Origin of the sequence: Paenisporosarcina sp. FSL H8-0542 (genome assembly GCF_038632915.1) — a bacterium.
GTDB lineage: Bacteria > Bacillota > Bacilli > Bacillales_A > Planococcaceae > Paenisporosarcina.
Genome location: NZ_CP152050.1, coordinates 2,185,928 through 2,208,250 on the forward strand (window position 1 = coordinate 2,185,928; position 22,323 = coordinate 2,208,250).

The window sequence follows — 22,323 nt, forward strand, 5'->3', positions numbered from 1 at the left end:
CCCCTATTTTGAGTCGAGTAACACACGGCGGTTTGCATAGAAGTAATCCCATCCAGACCAAACCGTAAAGAACAATGACACATACAACATGATTGAAGCGAATGGAATAGAGAACATTTCAAAAATAATATTGTGAAGTAGCAATGCGGAAATCGCGACAATTTGAGTCCACATCTTGATTTTCCCCAATTGTTTCGCTGCCACAACTTCACCTTCTTCTGCAAGAATTAAACGAAGTCCCGTAACAGCAAATTCGCGGCTGATTATTATGATAACAATCCAAGCAGGTGCGAATCCAAGTTCTACAAGGATGATCAAGGCTGCTGAAACCAATAATTTATCAGCTAGTGGATCCAGAAACTTACCCATATTCGTTACCAGGTTATGTTTACGCGCATAATATCCATCAATAAAGTCCGTTACTGATGCAAAAATAAAAATGATTGCGCCAATTAAATGTTCAACTGGTATAGTTGATCCTAAAAATGTAACATCACCCCAGCCAAAATCAACTAACATGAAAACAACAAATATAGGGATCATGATGATTCTTGAAACCGTAATTTGATTTGGTATATTCATTTTTGTCTCCTCTCGATTCAAAGAAAATAGCCATCTTGTTAGAGATGACTATTGCTGTTTTGAAAATTGAATCATCATATTTTGAACAACTTTTTCTGCTGGTGAAATTCCATACTCCACTTTTTCGTCATTGACAAAGACATCTATTTGCGATGCTGATCCAACTCGAATACGCGCCGAAGGTAAATCACTTAGATCTAGGTTAACCGTTTCTCCCACGGCTAATTCACGACCCAGCATTTCTACACCGGATGGATTTTTAACACCAACCCATGTTCTGCCTCGTGCAACAATTTTCACTGAAAATGTTTCGGCTCCTGTAACCGTATAATTAGTTGTTTCACCATCTATTGCACCCATTTCAATTTTCTGAGTCGGTACTGGCTCCACATCTTCTGGTACTTCCGGCTCTTCTTCAACCGGAGGTTCATCTTCGGTCGGAGTTTCATCTCCGGTCGGAGGTTCAATAGACACTTCGTCCTCGACAGCGTCCTCAGATGGGTCATCATTTTTCGCTAAATTTTGATAGGAAAACCAAAAAATCACGATACCAATAATAATGAATAGTGCCACTACGATCATCGGGATCATCTCGTTCATACTATTCGATGATCTTCCAATCGGTCGGCGTCTAGAAGGCGCAGACGTCATCGTTTGACGCACTTCTTCACTCGTGGAAGAAGGTACTTCCTGCTTATACGACTCTAGCAATTCATCAGAATTCAATCCAACTGCATCAGCATATTGCTTAATAAATGCTCGAACATAAAACGGACCCGGCATCATGCTGTAGTTGCCTTCTTCGATACCGGCAAGATAACGTTTTTGTATTTTCGTCATTTCCTGCAAGTCATCCAAACTATATCCTTTTGCCGTTCTCGCCTCTTTAAGACGAGTTCCTAATTCAGTCAACTAAAACACCTGCCTGTTAAAAGTTAAAACCACCGAAGCCGTCCAAGTTACCTCTTTCAGACATCATCTGGTTTTTTTCCATCATTTCGTATGTTATTTCTTCATCTGGTTCGTGTCGCAATTCAATAATGTAATCAAAGTCTTCAATCGTGTAATCTGATTGTTGAACGAACATATCAGGATGTTCAACTACTTTAATTGACGGGAGGCGCATCATTTCACGCACCAACTGTAAATGACGTTCATCTGTAGATTGTCTCGTCACGATTCCGTCCAGGATAAAAATATTGTTATCACTGAATTCGTCTCCTGCCAATTGGCTACGGACGGTTTGTTTAATCATGGTTGAAGATAAAAATACCCATTTTTTATTTGCACTGACGCTAGCAGCAACAACTGATTCGGTTTTTCCTACTCGAGGCATTCCACGAATCCCGATTAATTTATGTCCTTCTTGCTTAAACAATTCTGCCATAAAATCGACGAGTAGACCTAATTCATCCCGAACAAAACGAAATGTTTTTCGATCATCCGCATCTCGTTGTATGTATCGACCGTGTCTGACTGCTAAAATGTCACGTAGTTTCGGTTCCCGGAACTTTGTAACTTTTATCGTTTCCATCGTTGAAACAATCAATTCAAAACGTTCAATTTGCTCATCATTCTCTGCACGAAGCAACAACCCTCGTCTGCCCTGGTCTACACCGTTAATTGTCACAATGTTAACACGAAGCATACCGAGTAAAGAGGCAATATCCCCGAGCAATCCTGGACGGTTTATTTGTATTTCATATTCAAAATACCATTCGCGCATAATGTAACGACCTTTCCGCCTAACTTATTGAAGGAGCAAGTATTTTTTAACAAAAATCCTCCTAATGCGACACCTTTCAAGTCTTTCTCAATAGATGACGTTTCCAAACTACTCTAGGTTCTATCATAGCTGATTTATGTACGTAAGAAAAGGAAAAAAGAAAAGAAGGAACAATGTCCTTCTTTTCTTTTACTGTACAGTTTTTTGTTGAACTAATTTGACGACCATGTTCGCCAATGCATGTTGTTCATCTTCAGTAGCAACTGACCATAAATCCGACAAAACACGCTCTTGTTCGTTCTTAGGATCCACATTTTTGGCTAAGTAATCGCCGATTTCATAAGCTGTTGATTGGATGGCTTTTTTAGTCATCCCAGTTGATTCGGCGTTCATTACATTTACACCCAGAAAGTGTGTCCATTTTTGCCAGTTTTCAAGTAAGGCCATGTCCATTCCTCCTTTTCACAAACAGTATGTGCAAAAAAAGAAATTATATGTACCAACCGCCATTTACCCGGAGCACTTGACCCGTTATATAATCCGCATTTCCACTGGTTAAAAAAGTTACAAGATTGGCTACGTCCTGCGGTTTACCGAAAGTTTGAAGAGGAATCTCATCTTCTAGCGCTATTCTTTCTCCCGCATCGAATGCTTCATTCATTTTCGTATCAATGATTCCTGGGGCAATGACATTGACTCGAACTCCAGACGACCCTGATTCCTTTGCATAAGCTTTTACGAAAGCATGCTGCGCACCTTTGACGGCTGAATAAACAGTTTCTCCAGCCGCTCCAGTTTCTCCCCATATCGATCCGATAAAGTTGATATAAGACCGGTCGTGCCGTCTTAATTTAGGAGCTAGCTGACCGATGATTGTCATAGGTGCTTGCACATGCGTTCGCCACACCATTTCCATTTCTTGAGGTGTGGTCTCTTCAAGTAATTTATACAAAGCCTGACCAGATGCAAAGACAATCGTTTGAACTTCAAAAAGTTGTGTACAAATTAAATGGATTACTTTATTGTCAGCAAGGTCTCCTTGAATGACATGAAATTCTTGGTTCGGATAAAGATCCTGTAAATGTGATATTAATTGATCAATGGACTGTTTGTTTTCATTGAAATGTAAATACAAACTCCAGCCATGTTTGGACATGTCATATGCAATGGCTTGCCCTATTTCACCCGATGCCCCAAAAATGCAGGCAAATTTCTTCATGATGCCGATTGCTCTTTCTTCGGAAGAACAGAAAATACAGTCTGTTGTTCTTCACCTTGTATGGATTTGAAAGCTTGTTGCAAGTCCTCAACAGTCATCTTCTCAAGAGAAGGAACAGCATCAAATAAATCCATATCATTAAATGCGTAACGAGTAAATTGGTTCGCAATAAATTCCACTGAATTTAAGGCACGAAGGAAGTATCCAATTTTTTTCTTGCGGACACGGTCTAAATCGCTTTGTCCAAATGGCCATTTCTCTTCAACTTTTTTCAGTTCTTTTTTAATTGCTTCAATTAATTCTTTCGGCATTGAAGTGTCAGAACCAATCAAAGCAAAGCCATAGCCTTTTTCCAATGTGAAATCAAAAGCATACGATTCATCGATCCAGCCTTTTTCATAGGCTTCCACATAGAAGTCCGAAGATCGGCCAAAAATCAATTCCAATGCAAGTTGAATTCCCAGCTCGTGTTTCATCATGGCATCGCCTTGCAGAGAAGTTTCTTTCGCTTTTAGTCCAATATATACTTTTGGTTTCTGAACATCCATTAACAATTTATTTTCATGTTTTGCAACTTCCAATGGTTCTTCAGGAAAAGCGCGTTGGATCGGTTGTGGTTCGGCAAATTCTTTTTTAGACTGATTTTCTCGGATATAAGTCATCATTTTTTCCGGATCTACTGCGCCAACAACGAACAATAACATATTTGACGGATGGTAGAACGTTTCATAACAAGTATATAAATGCTCAGCAGTAATTTTATCAATCGAATCGATTGTTCCTGCAATATCGATTTTCACGGGATGATCTCTGTACATATTTTCAATAGTGCCAAAATACAATCGCCAGTCAGGTTGATCATCATACATCGTGATTTCTTGACCGATAATCCCTTTTTCTTTTTCAACAGTTGCTTGTGTGAAGTAAGGCTCCTGCACAAAATTCAAGAGCGTTTCCGTGTTTTCATACAAGTGATCCGTTGAGGAAAATAAATACGCTGTACGGGTAAAGGAAGTAAATGCATTGGCAGATGCCCCATATCCACTAAATTTCTGAAATACGTCGCCGTCTTCTTTTTCAAACATTTTATGTTCCAGGAAATGAGCAATTCCATCCGGGACAGTAATTTGCTCTGACTCACCTAACGGCACGAAAGTACGATCAATTGCCCCATACTTTGTTGTAAAGGTCACAAATGTTTTCGAGAAGCCTTTTTTAGGCAAGATATATACTTCCAGACCATTATTCATTTTTTCATGGTACATTTTTTCATCCAATTGTTTAAAGTGAAGCTCCTTCATGCGACAGCTCCTCCTTTCCAGACAAGAAATAAACAAGTTCTTTATTAATTGATTTTGCCATTTCCTGAATATCTTCTTTCGTGACTGATGTCCACTTTTCAACCCATGAATCAACTGAGAATTTTTCATCAAGGTCTTTGTATTGATCATAAATCTCGATTTGTCCTCGAGCAGAATCAAGCGCTTCTTTTAATTGATTCTTCAACATGGCAACAGTTTGATCGATTTCATTTTTTGAAATCTCCCCATTTTTCATTGCCTCCAATTGTTCATCAATTAAACGCACTGCTTTTTCTTGTTTACTCGCATCAATTCCAGCAAGAACAAATACTAATCCATATGCTGAAGAGAATGAACTTGACACATAATAAGCCATGCTTTCTTTTTCACGAACGTTCAGGAACAACTTCGCATGAGGATATCCACCGAAAATGCCATTCGTAATTTGCATTTTTGGAAAATCAGGATGCGTAAACGTAACGGGTGTATTGTACCCAATATGCAATTTCCCTTGCTTCATTTCTTGTTGTTCGTTAACTTTATTTTTCTCAGCGGTTTTATGCTCAATATTTTCATGAACATTTTTTTGCTTTTTCGATCGTGCTTTGAAAGGAAATGCTTGTTTCAGCTTGGCAGTCATTTCTTCTACATCCACGTCACCCACAACATAAATATCCAACTCATCTTCTTCTAGCATTTTCTTGTAGGCTTTAAATAAGGATTCCTTGGTAATCGCATTAACATCTTTGATGGTCCCGTTTGCACCAATAGAAGCTGGGTTATTTGGTCGCATTAATTCAACCAGTCGCTGTTGTGCATATCGGGTTTTATCATCGTATATTGACTCAATACGTTGAATGACTGTATCTTTTTCACGTTTTACAATCGATTCTTTGAATGTTCCCTGCTCCAGATTTGGGCTGAAAAGAACCGTTTGCATAAGATTAATTACTTGATCCAACACTCCACCAGTAGACAAATATTGATCATTGACAGACTCAGCAAGCAAAGTGACAGAATGATCACTCCCCTTTTTGCTTGAGTCTAAATACATAATCGTCCCGTAAAGCTCATCTAAATGGCTCCGGAAAGCTGAATTGGATGGGAAAAGCTCATTACTATGCAACAATACATTTGAAAGTACTGAACGTTCTGAAGCAGATTGATTAGTCAATAATTGTTTGAATTTAAATGAAAAGTTTACAGTTTTAAATTGATCTGTAGGCCTAATATGTAGATGGATGCCTGGTTGTAACTCGATTGTTTGAAACATCGAAATCCCTCCTATTTCATTAATATGCCATACCATATCTTTCACTATACATTGTGCTGGTAAATGATTGCAAATAGCTCGTGAAAAAATATAAGTCTTACGTCCCATAAATACCTCTTGCTAGGGATCCAAATATCTGTTGTCAATTAATTCCTGAATCTTAATCACCGGTGAACAAAAGAATTGTTCATTGAAAAAAATGTAAATCCAGTGAAACTTTCCTATTAGCTATTCGTAGTTAAATTAGGAGGTGATATTTTTTGGAGTTTAGTTCAAAAATAGATAAATTTTTCGTTGGAATCATATCAATCACAGTATTTATTATCCTTGGCGTATTTTTGTTTCCTCTGCTTTTAGATTATGATAGAACGAGTATTGATACCATTACTGTACTTTCCTTATGTGTGTTATCAATTGGGGTACTATTGTGGTCTGCTTTTTCTATTAAATACGTCCTATATAATGACCACTTGTTTGTAAAAGGTGGGTTATTTAAAAGTCGAATCCCATATGAAGATATAACAAGGATTTCTCCCACAACTGAAATCTTTACTGGTTACCGCTTGTTATCATCAAAACAAGGTATTGAATTATTTTATAAATCAGCAACTTTAGGAAGTGTGAAGATTTCACCTAAAGACATTGACCTTTTCATTTTCGAATTAGAGAAACGTGCGCCAAATGTACAAATTGATAAAACAACTCAGTAAATTACCATTAACTAAATGTGTAAACAAAAAATGAAAGGACCAGGCAAAATGCCCGGTCCTTTTAAGATCGATTTTATCGTTTCCCTTTTATATAAGGTGTTCCTATAGCCTTTGGTGCATTTGCTTTACCAATGAATCCTGCTAAGGCAAGGATTGTTAAGACATAAGGTAAAATCAGTAAGAAAACACTTGGAATTTCGCTGATTATCGGCAATGATCCACCGACAATACTTAACGCTTGAGCAAACCCAAAGAACAAAGCTGCCCCCATCGCACCCAGGGGATGCCACTTACCAAAGATCATTGCAGCAAGTGCCATAAATCCTTGTCCATTGATTGTTGAATGACTGAAGTCCAATGAAATCGACTGTGAATAAATCGCGCCACCGATACCGGCTAAACCACCTGAAATCATGACAGCAATATAACGCATACGTGTTACATTTATTCCCATTGTATCAGCGGCCATTGGATGTTCGCCTACAGCACGAAGACGCAGACCGAATGGAGTGTAATACAGGACAACCCATGCTAGAATAGCAATCCCAATTGCTAAAACAGAAGTCCAATAGACGTTCTGGAAAAACATCGGGCCTAAAATTGGAATATCTTTTAAGAACGGAATATCGTCACGCAAGAATCGTTCTTGAACAAAGTCTGTTTGTCCTTTTCCGTAAATCATTTTTACTAGGAACAAACAAAGCGCCACTGCCAATAAGTTAATTGCTACACCAGAAACGACTTGATCCGCACGGAATGATACAGAAGCCACGGCATGCAGTAATGAAAATAATGAAGCGACAACCATAGCAGCAAGAAGAGCCATCCACTCTGTACCTTGTCCAAATATATGAACGAAAGATAAGTTAAATAGAATACCAATGAAAGCACCCATGACCATGAGTCCTTCCAATCCAATGTTTACTACACCAGAACGCTCAGAGAAAACCCCACCGATAGCGGTTAAAATTAGAGGCGCTGCATAAGCAATGGCTGCAGGGATTAGAAAATATAATACTTCCAAGAAACTCATGTTACTTCGCCTCCTTTTTCTTGCTGAAGCGTTCAACAAATAATCGAATGACGTAGCCTGAAGCTACGAAGAAAATGATAATCGCAATGACAATAGATACGATTTCGGTAGGAATACCCGCTTCATTTGGCATATTTAAAGCTCCATATTTTAATGAACCAAATAATGCTGCCCCGAAAATAACACCAAGTGGCGTGTTAGCACCAAGTAGTGCAACCGCAATACCATCAAAACCAATACCTGTAAAGCCGCCTTTAACAGAAGCATATTCAAACGTACCCAATGCTTCCATCGCTCCACCTAGACCAGCAAAGGCACCAGAAATGACCATTGCTAGAATGATATTTTTATTGACGTTCATTCCCGCATATTCTGAAGCATTTTGGTTTAAACCAACTGCTTTCAATTCAAATCCGCGAGTTGTTTTCTCTAAAATTAACCACATTACTAAAACCATGGCAAGTGCTATTAGAATTCCGTAATGAAGACGTGAGAAATCTGTCATGTTTTCAAGGAATTCTGAACGAAGTGACGCCGTTGGGTGAATTGCCCCCGTATTGTCTCCTCCATTAGAAAACGTTTTCACTAATGCGTTTGTTGTGTGAAGTGCTATATAGTTCATCATGATTGTGACAATTACTTCATGGACTTTAAAGCGAGCTTTAAGAAGTCCAGGAATGAAGCCCCATAACGCTCCCGCTCCAGCTGCCGCAATTAACGCAAGTGGCAAGTGAATGTATTTTGGAAAATCAAAGGCAACTCCTACATACGCCGCTGCAAACCAGCCAACGATTAATTGTCCTTCAACACCAATGTTAAATAGTCCTGTACGGAATGCAAATGCAACCGCTAAACCAGCAAGAATGTATGGTGTAATTTGTCGGACGGTTTCACCCATCGTATAAACATCACCAAAAATTCCGTTCCATAATGCTGCATAGCCAGCGACTGGATCGTATCCACTAACTAACATAACAATTGCCCCTACAAGTAATCCCAGAATAACGGAAATGACAGGAACAAGAATATTAACTAAACGATTAGACATGGGAGCTGCCCTCCTCTTTCACTTGATTTGTCATAGCGCCTTTTTTCGATTGACCCGCCATTAACAATCCAAGTTCTTGTTCGTTTGTTTGAAGAGGATCCAAAGTATCCACGATTTGCCCATCATATATGACCGCAATACGATCAGATACGTTCATGACTTCATCTAATTCAAATGAAATTAACAAGACAGCTTTTCCTTTATCGCGTTGTTCGATTAAACGCTGATGAATAAATTCAATCGCACCGACGTCCAATCCGCGGGTAGGCAGAGCGGCAATCAGTAAATCCGGATCCCTATCAATTTCACGGCCGATAATGGCTTTTTGTTGATTACCACCTGATAATGCACGTGCAGGTTCATGATCTCCCTGAGTACGCACATCGTATTTTTGAATGATTTCATTCGCTTTTTTCGAAATGGTCGAATAATTCATAAAGCCATTTTTTGAATTTGGGCTTGTATAATACGTTTGTAAAGCAATGTTATGACCTATTGGGAAATCAAGGACAAGACCATGTTTATGACGATCTTGAGGAATATGACCAACACCAGATTCCGTAATCTTGCGTGGTCGTTTACCTGTAATATCTTGACCATTCATGAAAACTTGTCCGCTTTTCACTTTACGCAGACCAGTAATTGCTTCAATCAATTCCGATTGACCATTTCCGTCAATACCGGCAATTCCGACAATTTCACCTTTACGAACATTTAGGTTAAGGCCTCTTACTTTTTCAATCCCCCGGTAATCAGTAACCACTAAATCTTTCACGTCCAGAACATCTGTCGTAGGGTTAGCAGGACCTTTGACTGTTTTAAATTCCACTTGACGTCCAACCATCAAGGAAGCAAGTTCATTGGGGTTTGTCTCAGCAGTCACCACTGTACCGATGCCTTGCCCTTTTCGAATAACCGTCACACGGTCCGAAACATCCATAATCTCTTTTAATTTATGAGTAATTAAGATAATAGATTTTCCTTCTTCAATTAAGCGACGCATAATCTGAATTAATTCCGTAATTTCTTGTGGAGTCAGAGATGCAGTCGGTTCATCAAAAATTAATATTTCAGCGCCACGATACAATGTTTTCAAAATCTCAACACGTTGTTGCATACCAACTGAAATGTCTTCAATTTTTGCATACGGGTCGACGTCTAATCCATAAAGTTCAGACAGCTCTTGTACTTTTTTAGCAGCAGTTTTCACAGAAATCATACCAAACTTAGTTGGCTCACTACCTAAAATGATGTTTTCTGTAACAGAAAAATCTTCAACTAACATGAAATGTTGGTGAACCATCCCGATTCCGAGGTTATTCGCAACATTTGGATCCGTAATCTTAACTTCTTGACCACGAACACGGATTTCTCCGCCTTCTGGCTGGTAAAGGCCGAAGAGTACGTTCATCAACGTCGATTTCCCTGCACCATTCTCACCGAGAAGGGCATGAATTTCGCCTTGTTTAAGTTGAAGGGTAATGTTGTCATTTGCAACGAAATTTCCGAACTCTTTTCGGATATTCAGCATTTCAATAACGTGTTCCAATATATTCACTCCCTTAGGCACTTTTTAAATGAAAATTAAATTAACACAGGAAAGGCTTTATCTATAAAACCTTTCATCTATTAATTTATTAAGGGCAATAAAAACATCATAAAGACCGGAAATCCGGTCTTTATGATGACTTATTCAAGTGTTAAATTACTCTACAGTTTCAGGAACTGTTACTTCGCCATCAGCGATTTTCTTAGCATACTCATCGATTTGAGCTAAAACATCATCTGGAATTGCTCCACGAGAATCCGCTAAGCCAACGCCATCTTCAGCTAAACCGTAAACTGTTGTTTCGCCACCTGGGAATTTATCTTCTGCAGCCAATTTAGAAATGTTTTGTACAGCTACGTCAACGCGTTTTAACATTGAAGTTAATGTTATGTTATCGTCGCCAACAGCACCTTCGTCATATTGGTCAGAGTCAACACCAATTACCCAAACGTAAGCATCTGGATCTTTAGTTTTCAATTCTTTAGCTTCCGCGAATACACCGTTACCAGTACCACCTGCAGCGTGGAAAATAATATCTACGCCTGAAGAATACATGCGGTTAGCAGTTGTTTTACCAAGTTCAGCTTTGTCAAATGCACCTGTGTACTGAACATCAACTTCGATGCTTGGATCGACAGCTTTTACGCCTTCAAGGAATCCAGCTTCAAAACGTTCGATTACAGGGATATCCATACCACCAACGAAACCGATTTTTTTCGATTTAGTCATTAATGCTGCAGCAACACCTGCAAGGTAAGAACCTTCTTGCTCTTTGAATAATACTGAAGCAACATTTGGTTGATCTACTACTGCATCAATAATAGCAAGATGATTATCAGGTTTTTGAGTTGCGATTTCATTTACTGATTTCTCCATTAAGAAACCAATTCCGAATACTAAATCAAAGTTACGACGTACTAAGAGATTTAAGTTTGTGTTGTAGTCAGCGTCCGATTGTGATTGTAAGTAATCAATTCCACCATCGCCTTTTTCAAGACCATTGTCTGCACCAAATGCTTCTAAACCTTCCCAAGCAGATTGGTTGAATGATTTATCGTCTACTCCACCAACGTCAGTTACCATTGCTACTGAGAAATCAATTGCTTCTTTTTCTCCAGCAGAACCGTTACCTTCATTCTTATCTTTGTCAGTACCACATGCTCCTAGAATTGTACTAGCAGCTAATACCATCGATAAAGCTAAACCAAATTTACGCTTTGTCAATTTGAGACCCCCCAAAAAATGTTTTTTCTTATTAGCAGGAAGTTTGATGTTTTACACCCTTTTACGGACTACATGGAAACTGAATTTGTCAGCTCTAAAATAGTTTTTTGAATATAATACTACTTGATCTTTGTCATTATAATGTAATTGCTTCAGAACTAGTAACGCCGTTTCAGGTTCACACTCTAAAATCGGAGATGCCACTTCGTGGTAGCCTGTTGGGTCGATAAAAGTAACAGCATAAGTTACCCGGATTTCCCCGGATTCTTCAATTGCTGTGAAAATCGATCCTTCTTGCCTACTTAAAAAATCAGAAGGCAAATACTTTGCGGGAACTTTGTCCACACAATACACAACTGGTTCACCATTTGCTGTCCTTACACGTTCAATTGTAATGACTGATTCGTCAATTTCGCAATGAAAGCGTTTTATATCATCTTCAGACGGAAGCGCTTCCATAGAACTCAAATAAATAGTACCTGGTTCCATGCCCACTTTCCGTATCATAGAGGAGATACTTGTTAAATGTTCGATACCAGAAGTGAAAACTGGTTTCGAATTAACAAATGTACCTACACCATGACGTCTTACGATAACATTTTCTTCTTCCAACAGTCTAAGTGCTTCACGAAGTGTCGCACGACTGATTCCAAGTGATTTGGCCAGTTCAAATTCTGAAGGCAATTTTTCCTTCTCTTCGAATACACCGTTTGCAATATCGTCTTTAAGACGATCGATCACTTGAAGATACAAATGACGATGATCTGTTTTTATTGACATACATATCACCACCAACAGCAGAGATCAGACATCTGATGTAAAACTTTCCTACTAATCAGACATACTATACCACTTTTATTTGTGTAAATAAATAGATTTTTGGGTATTTACGAAAAGTTTCGTAAAAAACTTAATTTTTTTGTAATGCTTTTGTCATATAAAAGATCTTATGTTATGTCATCTTGCTTGGATTGAAGAACTTGTCTTGGCTTGCTACCTTCATAAGGTCCAATCACTCCGCGCATTTCCATCTGATCGATAATTCGTGCCGCTCTTGAATAGCCGACTCGGAATCTTCGTTGCAATAAAGAAACCGATGCTGTTTGCATATCCGTAACGAGTTGCACAGCTTCATCATATAAATCATCCGTCTGTTCATCCACTGATACTTCTTCAATTTCGGTTGGAATCATTTCTTCTTGATATTGTGCTTTTTGCTGAGCAATTGCAAAATCAACTACTTTTTCTACTTCCTGATCCGATAAGAAAGCTCCCTGTACGCGGACTGGTTTCGATGCACCGGCTGCTAAAAATAACATATCTCCACGGCCAAGTAGTTTCTCTGCTCCCCCCATATCCAAAATCGTACGGGAATCAATGGAAGAAGAAACAGCAAACGCAATTCGTGAAGGAATATTCGCTTTAATTACCCCTGTAATAACATCCACACTTGGACGTTGCGTCGCAATAATTAAATGTATCCCTGCCGCCCGAGCCATTTGTGCAAGTCTTGTAATTGAATCTTCCACGTCATTGGATGCGACCATCATCAAATCTGCCAATTCGTCGACAATGACAACAATATAAGGTAACTGGGGATGTTTTTCATCGTTCTCTTCATTCCACTTACGAATGTGATCGTTATATCCTTCTATATTGCGTGTACCTGTATGAGAAAATAGATCATATCGACGTTCCATTTCTGACACCACTTTTTTAAGTGCCTGAGATGCTTTTCGAGGATCTGTTACGACAGGTGCCAACAAATGAGGAATTCCGTTATAAACATTCAACTCGACCATTTTCGGATCAATCATCATCATTTTCACTTCGTGAGGTTTCGCACGCATAATGATACTAACAATAATGCCGTTAATACATACACTTTTCCCGCTTCCGGTCGAACCGGCAACAAGTAGATGAGGCATTTTATTTAATTCCGCAAGAACAGCTTGTCCGGTAATATCACGACCAAGTCCGATCATCAATTTCGCATCTGGTTTATTGTTTTCTTTTGCTTCCAGCACTTCACGTAAACTTACGATGGCTACTTCCTGATTCGGTACTTCTATTCCGATTGCGGATTTCCCAGGAATCGGGGCCTCAATTCGGATATCCCGAGCTGCAAGAGCTAATGCCAGGTCATCACTGAGACTGACAATCTTACTTACTTTCACACCAGTGTCAGGCAAAACTTCATATTTTGTAACTGCAGGACCTAAATGCACTTGCGTCACACGAGCTTTGACACCAAAGCTGTTAAACGTCTTCTCCAGTTTTTTTGCATTGGCTTGAATGATTGAATATTCACCGCTTTGATCACTATGTGGTGGTGCATTTAAAAGAGAAGCAGCAGGAAGTTGGTAATCTTTATTTTCCATCACTGCTTCTGATACGGAATCGAATACTTTTTCATTTAATTCTTCATTTTTCTCTATTTCTGGCTCCGGCTTTATTTCAACAACTTTCTCTGCACGTTCGGAAAAGGCAGATATAATTGGCGAAGTATGAACGGGTTCAGGTTCTCTGAGGGTTGTAGCGACTTCTAGATCTTGTGCAACTGGAGGCGAACTCTCGGATTTTTTCCGTTTGTCACTTCTTCGTTGCACTTTTGGAGCAGCAGCTTTTGTTTTTCTCTTTTGTGTCATCATGGCCGACCAATTCTTTTTCCAAATCGGTGCCTGGCTGGCTAAATAAGGAACGAGTGCTTTACCAGACAGCAGAATAAAGCCAATCATAACTAGCAGCCATGCGGCAATAGTCGCCCCGCCAGAATCAAACAGGACATGGAATGTGGCAAAAAGAAATGCCCCCAATATCCCGCCCCCCAACGATTGGTCACGGTTAACAATTCCTTCGCTTTCAATCAATATTCGCCATGTTTCACGAAGAACAGAATCGCTTATAAGTGCGCCACCTTGAAACAATTGTTCAAATAATGCTAAGTGGCTGAAAAGTGTCAAGCTGCCTAAGATACTGAATAGTCCTAAAACAATTCGATTTCTCATTCCTGGTACGGCTCGATTAATCATCATCATGAGTGCAATGACAATACATAATAATGGGACTGCAAAATGCCAATTTCCAAAGAGAAACCTGGCGATTGACGAAAAAATGAAGCCAACAGCTCCTAATTCAAAAAAAGTAATGATGCCGAGTCCGATTATCAGTAAGCCAGCAATTTCATACATGAGTGGATGTATAGAAGTGGGCTTTTTCTTTTTAACAACCTTTTTCTTTCTTCTTGTCACTTCGATCACCTTCTTTGGTTAGTTAATTAGTGAAAAGCATTTAAAGCGATATACATATGAAGACTACTCCACTGTTCAAAGCTCGGTCGTCTTTAGTGCTTTCATCTTTATGTGAAAGAAAAAGGATTTCCTGCCGCTACAAATAGCGAGGAAATCCTTCCGTTTTTTCACCTTAATATTCCATAATAATCGGGATGATCATCGGACGTCTTTTCGTTTTTTGGTATAAGTACGAATTTAAGGTATCACGTATTTCTTGTTTTATGTTTGTCCATTCGAACGTTTCTTTGCTGACATATTTCTCAACGATTTTCTTCACTAACTCAGCTGATTCATCCATAAGCTGTTCAGACTCACGCACGTAGACAAATCCACGGGATAAGATTTCTGGACCAGATGCAATTTTCTTTTGTGCGCGGTTTAAGGTAACGACTACGATAAAGATACCGTCTTGTGACAGAAGTTTTCGGTCACGTAGAACAATGTTCCCAACGTCTCCTATACCAATACCATCGATTAACACGTTACCTGCCTGAACGCGGCCGCTCATACGCATTTTACCAGCTTTATATTCGACAATATCCCCTTTATCTGCAATAAAGATTTGTGACTTGGCCAAACCAGTAGCCTGGGCAAGTTTTGAGTGAGCCATCAACATGCGGTATTCACCTTGAATCGGGATAAAGAATTTAGGTTTCATCAAGTTCAGCATCATTTTTAAATCTTCTTGGCTGCCATGTCCGGAAACATGCACTTTTTTACTGGCGGTTAAAACTTTTGCACCAGTTTTTGCTAAGTGATTCATTGTTTTAAACATCGCAACTTCCATACCTGGTGACGGAGTGAATGTAATTAACACTGTGTCTGTATCTTTGATTTTCACATCTTTATGATGTTTTCTAACCATTTTTTCAAGCGCTTCAAGGGGTTCCCCTTGGTTACCCGAAACGATAATAACTACTTCATCATCTGCATAATTGCCGATTTCTTTGATTGAAATTAATGTTTCTTCATCAATTTTCAAGTATTCGAGACGTTTTCCAACATCAAAGACGTTTTCCAATGTTTTACCTACAACCGCTACTTTGCGTTTTGACTCAATTGCTGTGTCAAACACTTGTTGGATACGAATGAAGTTAGAAGAATACAAGGAAACTAGAATACGGCCTTTTGCACCGTGGAAAGTTTCCGAAAGTTGTTCTTCAATCACTGATTCAGGAGTTGTGTATCCAGGTCGCTCCGCTTCAGTAGAATCAGACATTAAAATAAATACCCCTTCTTCACCAAGACCAGCCATTTTAGCGATGTCTGGACGGTAACTCCCTTTAGCAGATTGGTCGAATTTAAATTCTCCCGTATGCACAATCGCGCCCTCAGATGTATGGAAGACAATCCCTAAAGAATCGGGAATACTATGTGTTGTATGGAAAAATGTAACATGAGTCGATTTGAAGTTCATGCGGCTTTTGTTAGTCACTTCAAAGAATTTTACAGGCTGTGCAGCCGGCAATTCTTTCAGATGCTCTTTTGCTAAGGCAATCGTCAAACGAGAACCGTAGACTGGTGCATGGATCTTGTTTAACAAATACGAAATTGAGCCGATTGCATCTTCATGCCCGTGTGTTAAAAAGATTCCTTTTACGCGCGCTTTATTTTCTTCTAAGTATGTTACGTCCGGAATGACAATATCAATTCCAAGCATTTCGTCTTCAGGGAACATGAGTCCACTGTCTACGACAAAGATTTCTTCATCTATTTCTACTACGTACATTGCTTTTCCGATTTCCCCAACTCCACCGAGGGGGATAATACGGATGGTTTCATTTATTGTTTTAGTCACTTGCTTTCCTCCTAAAAATTACCCGATCAACATCCACTAGTAATCATTATACGGGACGTATGACAACAGTACAAACAAAAAAAGGTCAGCTGAACACTGACCTTTCAAAATTTATTTAAAACTTTTTCTTTTTGCCTCATATTTCGCCCAAGCTTGATCGAAATCTTGCTTCTCATCACTCGTCATATCAACAAGCGGAAGTCGAACTGATCCAACATCTAAACCCAGTTTAGATAATGCATATTTCACTGGCACGGGATTCGGTTTTGCAAAGAGTGCACGAATGAGTGGTAACATCGCATGGTGTATTTCCGCTGCATCAGTGTGTCTACCTTCTTCAAAAGCACGAATTAACTTTTGCATATCTTCGCCTACAATATGAGAAGCTACAGACACTACACCTGCACCTCCGATTGAAAGCAATGGCAATGTTAATCCATCATCCCCACTATAAACTGCGAAATCTGCCTGGCATTCTGAAATAATATCAGACATTTGCTCCAAATTCCCGCCAGCCTCTTTGATTGCTTGGATGTTTGAAATCTTACTTAATGCCAGAACCGTCTCTGGCAACATATTAACTACTGAACGACCCGGTATATTATAAAGAAGTACAGGCAATTTCGTTTCATTCGCGATCGTTTTAAAATGCTCATACATCCCTCGTTGATCCGGCTTATTGTAATACGGAGTAACGAGCATAATGCCATCCACTCCAGCTTCTTCAGCTATTTTGGTCAGTTCGATTGATGCTCTCGTGCTATTGCTACCAGTACCTGCATAGACTGGGATTCGTTTGTTAACTGATTCTACAGTAAAACGGATTAAGTCTGCTTTTTCTTGATTCGTTAATGTAGGAGATTCTCCCGTTGTTCCACAGACCACAATCGAGTCTGTGCCAGTTGCGATTAAATGTTCGATAAGTTTTGCGACCATTTCAAAATGTATGGAGCCATCTGGTAAGAATGGTGTGACCATCGCAGTAGATACGCGACCGATATTCATTAGAATCTCCCCTTTTAAATAATTCCGTCTTCAATCATTGCTTCAGCTATTTGGATTGAGTTCAATGCTGCACCTTTTAATAAATTATCTGCAACAATCCACATGTGGAACCCTTTGTCATTTGACAGATCTTTTCGTATGCGACCAACAAAAACTGCATCTTGACCTTCTGCAAACAAAGGCATAGGGTATTGTTGTTTCGCAGGATTATCAAGTACTTCAATCCCTTTTGCCGCTTCTAAAATGGACCTTATTTCAGCAACGCTTACGCCCTCTTTATCGACTTCAATAAAGACAGACTCAGAGTGGCCAGATACAACCGGCAATCGTACACATGTAGCTGCAACTGATAAATCCGGAGCATGCATGATTTTCTTCGTTTCATTAATCATTTTCATTTCTTCCAGCGTAAAGCCATTATCATCAAATGTATCAATTTGAGGAATAGCATTGAACGCGATTGGATAATGTGTCTCAGCACTTTTAACTGGCAATACTTGAGCCACTGCATTTTTAGTTTCCCCAAATGTAGCACTTTGGGCTTCGAGCTCATTAATTGCAACAGCTCCAGCACCTGAAACTGCTTGATACGTGGAGACGATCACATTATTCAAACCAAACGCTTCTTTAATTGGTTGCAATGCACAAACCATTTGAATCGTCGAACAGTTTGGGTTGGCTATGATGCCATTGTGCAATTTAAGATCTTGACGATTTACTTCAGGCACGACGAGTGGAATATCTTTATCCATTCGGAATGCACTTGTGTTGTCGATAACGACTGCCCCACGTTTAGCCGCTTCTGGCGCAAGGACTTTCGAAACTGATCCTCCTGCGCTGAATAATGCAATATCAACACCCTCAAACGCCTCAGGTGTCGCTTCTTCAATCGTATAAGATTTCCCTTTGAATTCAATGTTTTTTCCGGCTGAACGTTTTGAAGCCAGGAACTTTATATGTTGAATCGGAAAATTTCGTTTTACGAGTTGTTCCATCATTTTCTCTCCAACTGCACCGGTTGCACCGACAACAGCTACTGTGTAGCTTTTAGCCATGACACTCACTCCCTCTAGCCAACTAATTGGTCATAATGACGGTATTGTATCATAAACTTGCGTGATTGTGCATGAAAATTAATCCGATTGCCCGTGTTGGATTAATAAGGGTTGAAGTTGTTGATGTTCTAGAGCTTTGACAATCGTTGGTAGAATCTGATTGAAGTCGGAGATGAGGGAGTTTGGTTTATTATATGGATCATCCTGACCGAATGGAATGAAGTAAATGTGTTTGGCATTTATTAATCTCATGACGTTTACGCCATTTAATCCAAGTGCATCATTAGTTGAAATGCCAAGGACGACAGGTCGACCGATTCGCATGGTTGCTTTGGCAGCCATCAAAACAGGTGAATCCGTTATTGCATTAGCTAAGCGACTGATTGAATTGCCCGTTATTGGTGCAATGACCATGCAATCAAGTGGCGCTTTTGGTCCGAGTGGTTCTGCATCGGCAATAGTGGAAATTACTTTTGCCCCAGCAGCATCCTCTATTTTTCTTACCCATTCATCCCCTGTGCCAAAGCGAGTGGCAGCTACTAGCACGGAATGTGAAACGACTGGTACAACCACTGCACCCTGTTCTCTCAAAATAGTGATTTTCGGAACTACTTCTTCATACGTACAATGTGATGCTGTTATACCGAACCCTATTCGTTTACCTGTTAGCACACCGTTCCTCCTTAGATATCTTTAGCTGATTCTGTCAAACATTTAAACAATATTTTTGATGCATCTTCTTTCAAAAATTGCCCTGGCAAAGAAGTACAGAGGCGATAGCATTCAGCATAATCGCCCTCCAATTCTAAGCAGCCAGGAGCGGAAGCAATATCATAAAACCGTTTGCTGGTTTTTAGTAACGATTGATAATCTTCTGTTAACCATTTCGCAGGAATTGTGTTGATGAATATTGCCTGATCACACGAAATTCCTTTTTCTAATTTTTTCACTTCGTAGCCCATCGCCTGAGCTTCAGCCAATTGGACTGGTGAGCGTACGACTATCAGTGGATGTGCATCCATCCGTTTAAGCTGTGTCGCCAGCAATTTTGCTACTCGCCCGAAACCGGATATCATAAATTGTTTGCCTGCAACGGTTTCATGTTCTTCTAGATAATAGGCAGCAATAAATCCTTCTGCCGTTAACTTTGCATTCAACCAAATAAATTGTTCATCTTCAAGGTAGGCTACTGTATTCAGTTCACTTGCTTCAAAAAAGCGTGTCCACTCTGGAGATAATTTTCCGATGAAACATTTTTTTACATTTTGAAAAAATTCCATTCCAATTGTATCGGTTACAATTTCAAGTGGCTGAATAGGTAAGACCATGATTTCTGGTTGAAAAGACAACAAATCCCGTTCCACTTGATAACTCCATGCTTTGGATGGGATATATAATACTTGCTCGTCAATGTTTTTCAACAAAGTAGCAAGCTTTTCCATGCGAGGATCCGTACCTATGACACACCATTTTCGGTTCGTCATATGGATTGATCCGCATGTAGATGAGACGTCTTAGTGAAGAGTATCCGATGTTCACCGATAAGGACGATATCTTCCCAAGCAATGTAGACATTTTGACTGGTTGATTTCGATTTAAAGGGCCGATTGCCTTGTTCTTTTAATACGAGAAATCCAATGATTTTTCCACTCGTTGGCTCAAATAGTAATTCAGTATCAGCAAGCAATCCAAATCGTTTGCCGTCTTCAACTTGGATTAATTCTTTTACCGCCAATTCTGATAGCAACATATGACTCCTCCTCCATGTTCATCTCCTTAAATATATGCAAAAAAAGACCACATGTTCACACGAAAAGCAGAAAGCGCTACTTTAGCTCGACTCCGACGGTGGAAGAAACGAATCGGAAACCCGTTTCCGAATGAGGTTCTGAAGCGGAGGTGCGAGCTGGCGCTTGGAGCTAGACATCACGAAATGTGAAGATGGCCAATTTAGACCGACGCCGGCGCTGGAAGGGCCGATTCGAAAGCTTGCTTTCGAAAGAGGGCCTGAAGCTTAGGTGCGGTCTGGCCTTCGGAACTAGACATCAAGAATAAGTACGAAGGCTAAATTCCCGACATCGTGTCGGAACGCCTTCATGATCCACATCCTGTGGACCCAAGCGCTACTTTAGCTCGACTCCGACGGTGGAAGCAAGGTTTCCTTTGCGACGAGTAACCGCAGGAGCAATCGAATCGGAAATCCGTTTCCGAATGAGGTTTAGGAAGGAAGGCGAAAGCGCGACATCGTGTCGCTACGCCTTCATGACCCACATCCTGTGGACCCAAGCGGAGGTGAGAGCTGGCGCTTGGAGCTAAACATCACGAAATGTGAAGATGGCCTATTTAGACCGACTCCGACTTTGAAACTAGCGAATCGAAAACTTGTTTTCGAATGAGGGAGTGAAACGGAGGTGCGGTCTGGCCTTCGGAGCTAGACATCACGAAATGTGAAGAAGGTCATGTTAAACCAACTTCTACCGTGGAAGGTGTTAAGGACAAAGAGGGGTGGACTGTGACTAAGTCACTTCGTCCACCCCTCAACAATTGTTGATATTTCAGTCTTAAATAGAGCCTAAATTTTAATGTCAGTTTTTTGATACGCACCCTTAGTTTTTTAAGTCAAACTGGTTTGCTACTTTTCTCAAGAAGTAATGCTCTATGTTCTTTTGCCAGGGTCATCAACACAAATTTATTGGACTTAATCAAATTATTAATTCTATCTGCTTCGTAACATGCACTATTGTATAAAGTGTTATCAATTATTCCGACAGCTAACGCATCTTCGAGTTCATCAGCATCTAACTGAATAATTTCTCCTGATGGTAGTACAACAATATCTAGAAATAAGTCGTCCAACCAAGGTATATCATTTTCACAACCATTGCTTTGACAGATATCAATATACCACTGAACAACCTCGCCTTTAGAATCGAACATCGTTGTTAATGAATGGCTTTTTCCACTTGGGAAATGTTGTAGCCAACTATAACCGTCATTAACAATACAAACATTTCTTTCACCGTATTTAACAAATAACGGCTCTGAAACACGATGAACTTTTAGTAAAGTAACATATCCTTGAAACTCTTCGGTATCAAGAAAAGATTGTATATATTCTCTTTTTGTTACTCTCTTCCATCCTGAACGGTCACCATATTTCCTTTTTAACAAGTTCTCAACCCCTAAAAGAAAATACACTCTCATATTCCTTGTTAAACTAACTGGTTTTAGTAATTTAAGAAGGTAGTGTAAATATGGATACGTACTTAATGAATGATAAGTTTCAATGATTGGCAATCAGTCAATTGTATCAGCATCTCTAAAGGGAATTGTGACACTCCCGCCGAAAAACTGACTTTCGAGACCCTGGAGAGCTTAAGCTCGAAGCGGCTCGGGAGTTAGTCTGCAGGAAAGATTAGGACCAAAGGTTGATTGGGTCTAATCTTTCCTACGAAGCAGTGCAGCAATGTAGAGCACGGGTTTTAGTAAATTCCCTACATATTTCAT

General features: G+C 39.7%; 21 protein-coding genes. 1 reads left to right on the plus strand and 20 read right to left on the minus strand.

What is annotated here, in order from left to right:
- Nucleotides 1-3: 3 nt before the first annotated feature.
- The 7 genes from pgsA to MHH33_RS11370 form a co-directional block, all read right to left on the minus strand.
- A complete protein-coding gene (gene pgsA, locus MHH33_RS11340; RefSeq protein WP_016427570.1) occupies nucleotides 4-582 on the minus strand; it encodes a CDP-diacylglycerol--glycerol-3-phosphate 3-phosphatidyltransferase in 579 nt (192 codons plus the stop codon).
- Nucleotides 583-630: 48 nt separating this feature from the next.
- A complete protein-coding gene (locus tag MHH33_RS11345; protein WP_342541799.1) occupies nucleotides 631-1,494 on the minus strand; it encodes a RodZ domain-containing protein in 864 nt (287 codons plus the stop codon).
- A gap of 16 nt (nucleotides 1,495-1,510) precedes the next feature.
- Nucleotides 1,511-2,308, minus strand: a complete 798-nt coding sequence (locus MHH33_RS11350) for a DUF3388 domain-containing protein (RefSeq protein ID WP_016427572.1) — start codon at nucleotides 2,306-2,308, stop codon at nucleotides 1,511-1,513.
- A gap of 189 nt (nucleotides 2,309-2,497) precedes the next feature.
- A complete protein-coding gene (locus MHH33_RS11355) occupies nucleotides 2,498-2,755 on the minus strand; it encodes a DUF3243 domain-containing protein (protein ID WP_016427573.1) in 258 nt (85 codons plus the stop codon).
- Between the two features lie 43 nt (nucleotides 2,756-2,798).
- Nucleotides 2,799-3,527 carry an SDR family oxidoreductase gene (locus MHH33_RS11360; protein ID WP_342541800.1) on the minus strand — a complete coding sequence of 243 codons (729 nt, stop codon included), beginning with the start codon at nucleotides 3,525-3,527 and terminating at the stop codon, nucleotides 2,799-2,801.
- Nucleotides 3,524-4,828, minus strand: a complete 1,305-nt coding sequence (locus MHH33_RS11365) for a pitrilysin family protein (RefSeq protein WP_016427575.1) — start codon at nucleotides 4,826-4,828, stop codon at nucleotides 3,524-3,526. Before MHH33_RS11365 ends, MHH33_RS11360 begins: the two co-directional genes overlap by 4 nt.
- Nucleotides 4,809-6,101 carry a pitrilysin family protein gene (locus tag MHH33_RS11370; RefSeq protein WP_036659389.1) on the minus strand — a complete coding sequence of 431 codons (1,293 nt, stop codon included), beginning with the start codon at nucleotides 6,099-6,101 and terminating at the stop codon, nucleotides 4,809-4,811. The genes MHH33_RS11365 and MHH33_RS11370 overlap by 20 nt, the downstream gene beginning before the upstream one ends.
- 260 nt (nucleotides 6,102-6,361) lie before the next feature.
- Between MHH33_RS11370 and MHH33_RS11375 the strand changes: the two genes are divergently transcribed.
- Nucleotides 6,362-6,811, plus strand: a complete 450-nt coding sequence (locus tag MHH33_RS11375; protein WP_016427577.1) for a PH domain-containing protein — start codon at nucleotides 6,362-6,364, stop codon at nucleotides 6,809-6,811.
- A gap of 73 nt (nucleotides 6,812-6,884) precedes the next feature.
- Here the strand turns inward: MHH33_RS11375 and MHH33_RS11380 are convergent, their stop codons facing one another.
- The 13 genes from MHH33_RS11380 to MHH33_RS11440 all read right to left on the minus strand — a co-directional run bounded on the left by MHH33_RS11380 (nucleotide 6,885) and on the right by MHH33_RS11440 (nucleotide 21,987).
- Entirely contained in the window at nucleotides 6,885-7,844 is a 960-nt protein-coding gene (locus MHH33_RS11380; RefSeq protein WP_016427578.1) for an ABC transporter permease, read from the minus strand.
- Between the two features lies 1 nt (nucleotide 7,845).
- Nucleotides 7,846-8,892, minus strand: coding sequence for an ABC transporter permease (locus tag MHH33_RS11385; protein ID WP_016427579.1), 1,047 nt, complete (start codon nucleotides 8,890-8,892; stop codon nucleotides 7,846-7,848).
- Entirely contained in the window at nucleotides 8,885-10,441 is a 1,557-nt protein-coding gene (locus MHH33_RS11390) for an ABC transporter ATP-binding protein (RefSeq protein WP_016427580.1), read from the minus strand. The genes MHH33_RS11385 and MHH33_RS11390 overlap by 8 nt, the downstream gene beginning before the upstream one ends.
- A 156-nt stretch (nucleotides 10,442-10,597) precedes the next feature.
- Nucleotides 10,598-11,665 (minus strand): BMP family protein, encoded by a 1,068-nt coding sequence (locus MHH33_RS11395; RefSeq protein ID WP_016427581.1) that lies wholly within the window; start codon nucleotides 11,663-11,665, stop codon nucleotides 10,598-10,600.
- A 51-nt stretch (nucleotides 11,666-11,716) separates the two neighbouring features.
- Nucleotides 11,717-12,445: a GntR family transcriptional regulator gene (locus MHH33_RS11400; protein ID WP_016427582.1), complete on the minus strand. Its 729-nt coding sequence runs from the start codon at nucleotides 12,443-12,445 to the stop codon at nucleotides 11,717-11,719.
- 167 nt (nucleotides 12,446-12,612) lie between these two features.
- Complete coding sequence (locus MHH33_RS11405) at nucleotides 12,613-14,856, minus strand: DNA translocase FtsK (protein ID WP_342543767.1); 2,244 nt, start codon at nucleotides 14,854-14,856, stop codon at nucleotides 12,613-12,615.
- Between the two features lie 232 nt (nucleotides 14,857-15,088).
- On the minus strand, nucleotides 15,089-16,756 hold the full coding sequence (locus MHH33_RS11410; RefSeq protein WP_016427584.1) for a ribonuclease J: 1,668 nt from the start codon (nucleotides 16,754-16,756) through the stop codon (nucleotides 15,089-15,091).
- 111 nt (nucleotides 16,757-16,867) lie between these two features.
- Nucleotides 16,868-17,761: a 4-hydroxy-tetrahydrodipicolinate synthase gene (gene dapA, locus MHH33_RS11415; protein ID WP_342541802.1), complete on the minus strand. Its 894-nt coding sequence runs from the start codon at nucleotides 17,759-17,761 to the stop codon at nucleotides 16,868-16,870.
- A 14-nt stretch (nucleotides 17,762-17,775) separates the two neighbouring features.
- Entirely contained in the window at nucleotides 17,776-18,816 is a 1,041-nt protein-coding gene (locus tag MHH33_RS11420) for an aspartate-semialdehyde dehydrogenase (protein ID WP_342541803.1), read from the minus strand.
- A gap of 78 nt (nucleotides 18,817-18,894) precedes the next feature.
- The gene (locus tag MHH33_RS11425) at nucleotides 18,895-19,488 is read right to left on the minus strand and encodes a dipicolinate synthase subunit B (protein ID WP_342541804.1); all 594 of its coding nucleotides are present in this window, start codon (nucleotides 19,486-19,488) and stop codon (nucleotides 18,895-18,897) included.
- Nucleotides 19,489-19,499: 11 nt separating this feature from the next.
- On the minus strand, nucleotides 19,500-20,300 hold the full coding sequence (locus tag MHH33_RS11430) for a hypothetical protein (protein WP_016427588.1): 801 nt from the start codon (nucleotides 20,298-20,300) through the stop codon (nucleotides 19,500-19,502).
- A complete protein-coding gene (locus tag MHH33_RS11435; protein ID WP_016427589.1) occupies nucleotides 20,297-20,566 on the minus strand; it encodes a YlmC/YmxH family sporulation protein in 270 nt (89 codons plus the stop codon). Before MHH33_RS11435 ends, MHH33_RS11430 begins: the two co-directional genes overlap by 4 nt.
- Before the next feature lie 869 nt (nucleotides 20,567-21,435).
- On the minus strand, nucleotides 21,436-21,987 hold the full coding sequence (locus MHH33_RS11440) for a DUF402 domain-containing protein (RefSeq protein ID WP_036659390.1): 552 nt from the start codon (nucleotides 21,985-21,987) through the stop codon (nucleotides 21,436-21,438).
- Nucleotides 21,988-22,323 lie beyond the last annotated feature (336 nt).

Excerpts from the sequence above, each read along its gene's own strand:
- pgsA (WP_016427570.1), bottom strand. The coding sequence starts at position 582 with ATGAATATACCAAATCAAATTACGGTTTCAAGAATCATCATGATCCCT.
- MHH33_RS11350 (WP_016427572.1), bottom strand. The coding sequence starts at position 2,308 with ATGCGCGAATGGTATTTTGAATATGAAATACAAATAAACCGTCCAGGA.
- MHH33_RS11355 (WP_016427573.1), bottom strand. The coding sequence starts at position 2,755 with ATGGCCTTACTTGAAAACTGGCAAAAATGGACACACTTTCTGGGTGTA.
- MHH33_RS11360 (WP_342541800.1), bottom strand. The coding sequence starts at position 3,527 with ATGAAGAAATTTGCCTGCATTTTTGGGGCATCGGGTGAAATAGGGCAA.
- MHH33_RS11365 (WP_016427575.1), bottom strand. The coding sequence starts at position 4,828 with ATGAAGGAGCTTCACTTTAAACAATTGGATGAAAAAATGTACCATGAA.
- MHH33_RS11370 (WP_036659389.1), bottom strand. The coding sequence starts at position 6,101 with ATGTTTCAAACAATCGAGTTACAACCAGGCATCCATCTACATATTAGG.
- MHH33_RS11380 (WP_016427578.1), bottom strand. The coding sequence starts at position 7,844 with ATGAGTTTCTTGGAAGTATTATATTTTCTAATCCCTGCAGCCATTGCT.
- MHH33_RS11385 (WP_016427579.1), bottom strand. The coding sequence starts at position 8,892 with ATGTCTAATCGTTTAGTTAATATTCTTGTTCCTGTCATTTCCGTTATT.
- MHH33_RS11400 (WP_016427582.1), bottom strand. The coding sequence starts at position 12,445 with ATGTCAATAAAAACAGATCATCGTCATTTGTATCTTCAAGTGATCGAT.
- MHH33_RS11405 (WP_342543767.1), bottom strand. The coding sequence starts at position 14,856 with ATGTATGAAATTGCTGGCTTACTGATAATCGGACTCGGCATCATTACT.
- dapA (WP_342541802.1), bottom strand. The coding sequence starts at position 17,761 with ATGAATATCGGTCGCGTATCTACTGCGATGGTCACACCATTCTTACCA.
- MHH33_RS11420 (WP_342541803.1), bottom strand. The coding sequence starts at position 18,816 with ATGGCTAAAAGCTACACAGTAGCTGTTGTCGGTGCAACCGGTGCAGTT.
- MHH33_RS11430 (WP_016427588.1), bottom strand. The coding sequence starts at position 20,300 with ATGACGAACCGAAAATGGTGTGTCATAGGTACGGATCCTCGCATGGAA.
- MHH33_RS11435 (WP_016427589.1), bottom strand. The coding sequence starts at position 20,566 with ATGTTGCTATCAGAATTGGCGGTAAAAGAATTAATCCAAGTTGAAGAC.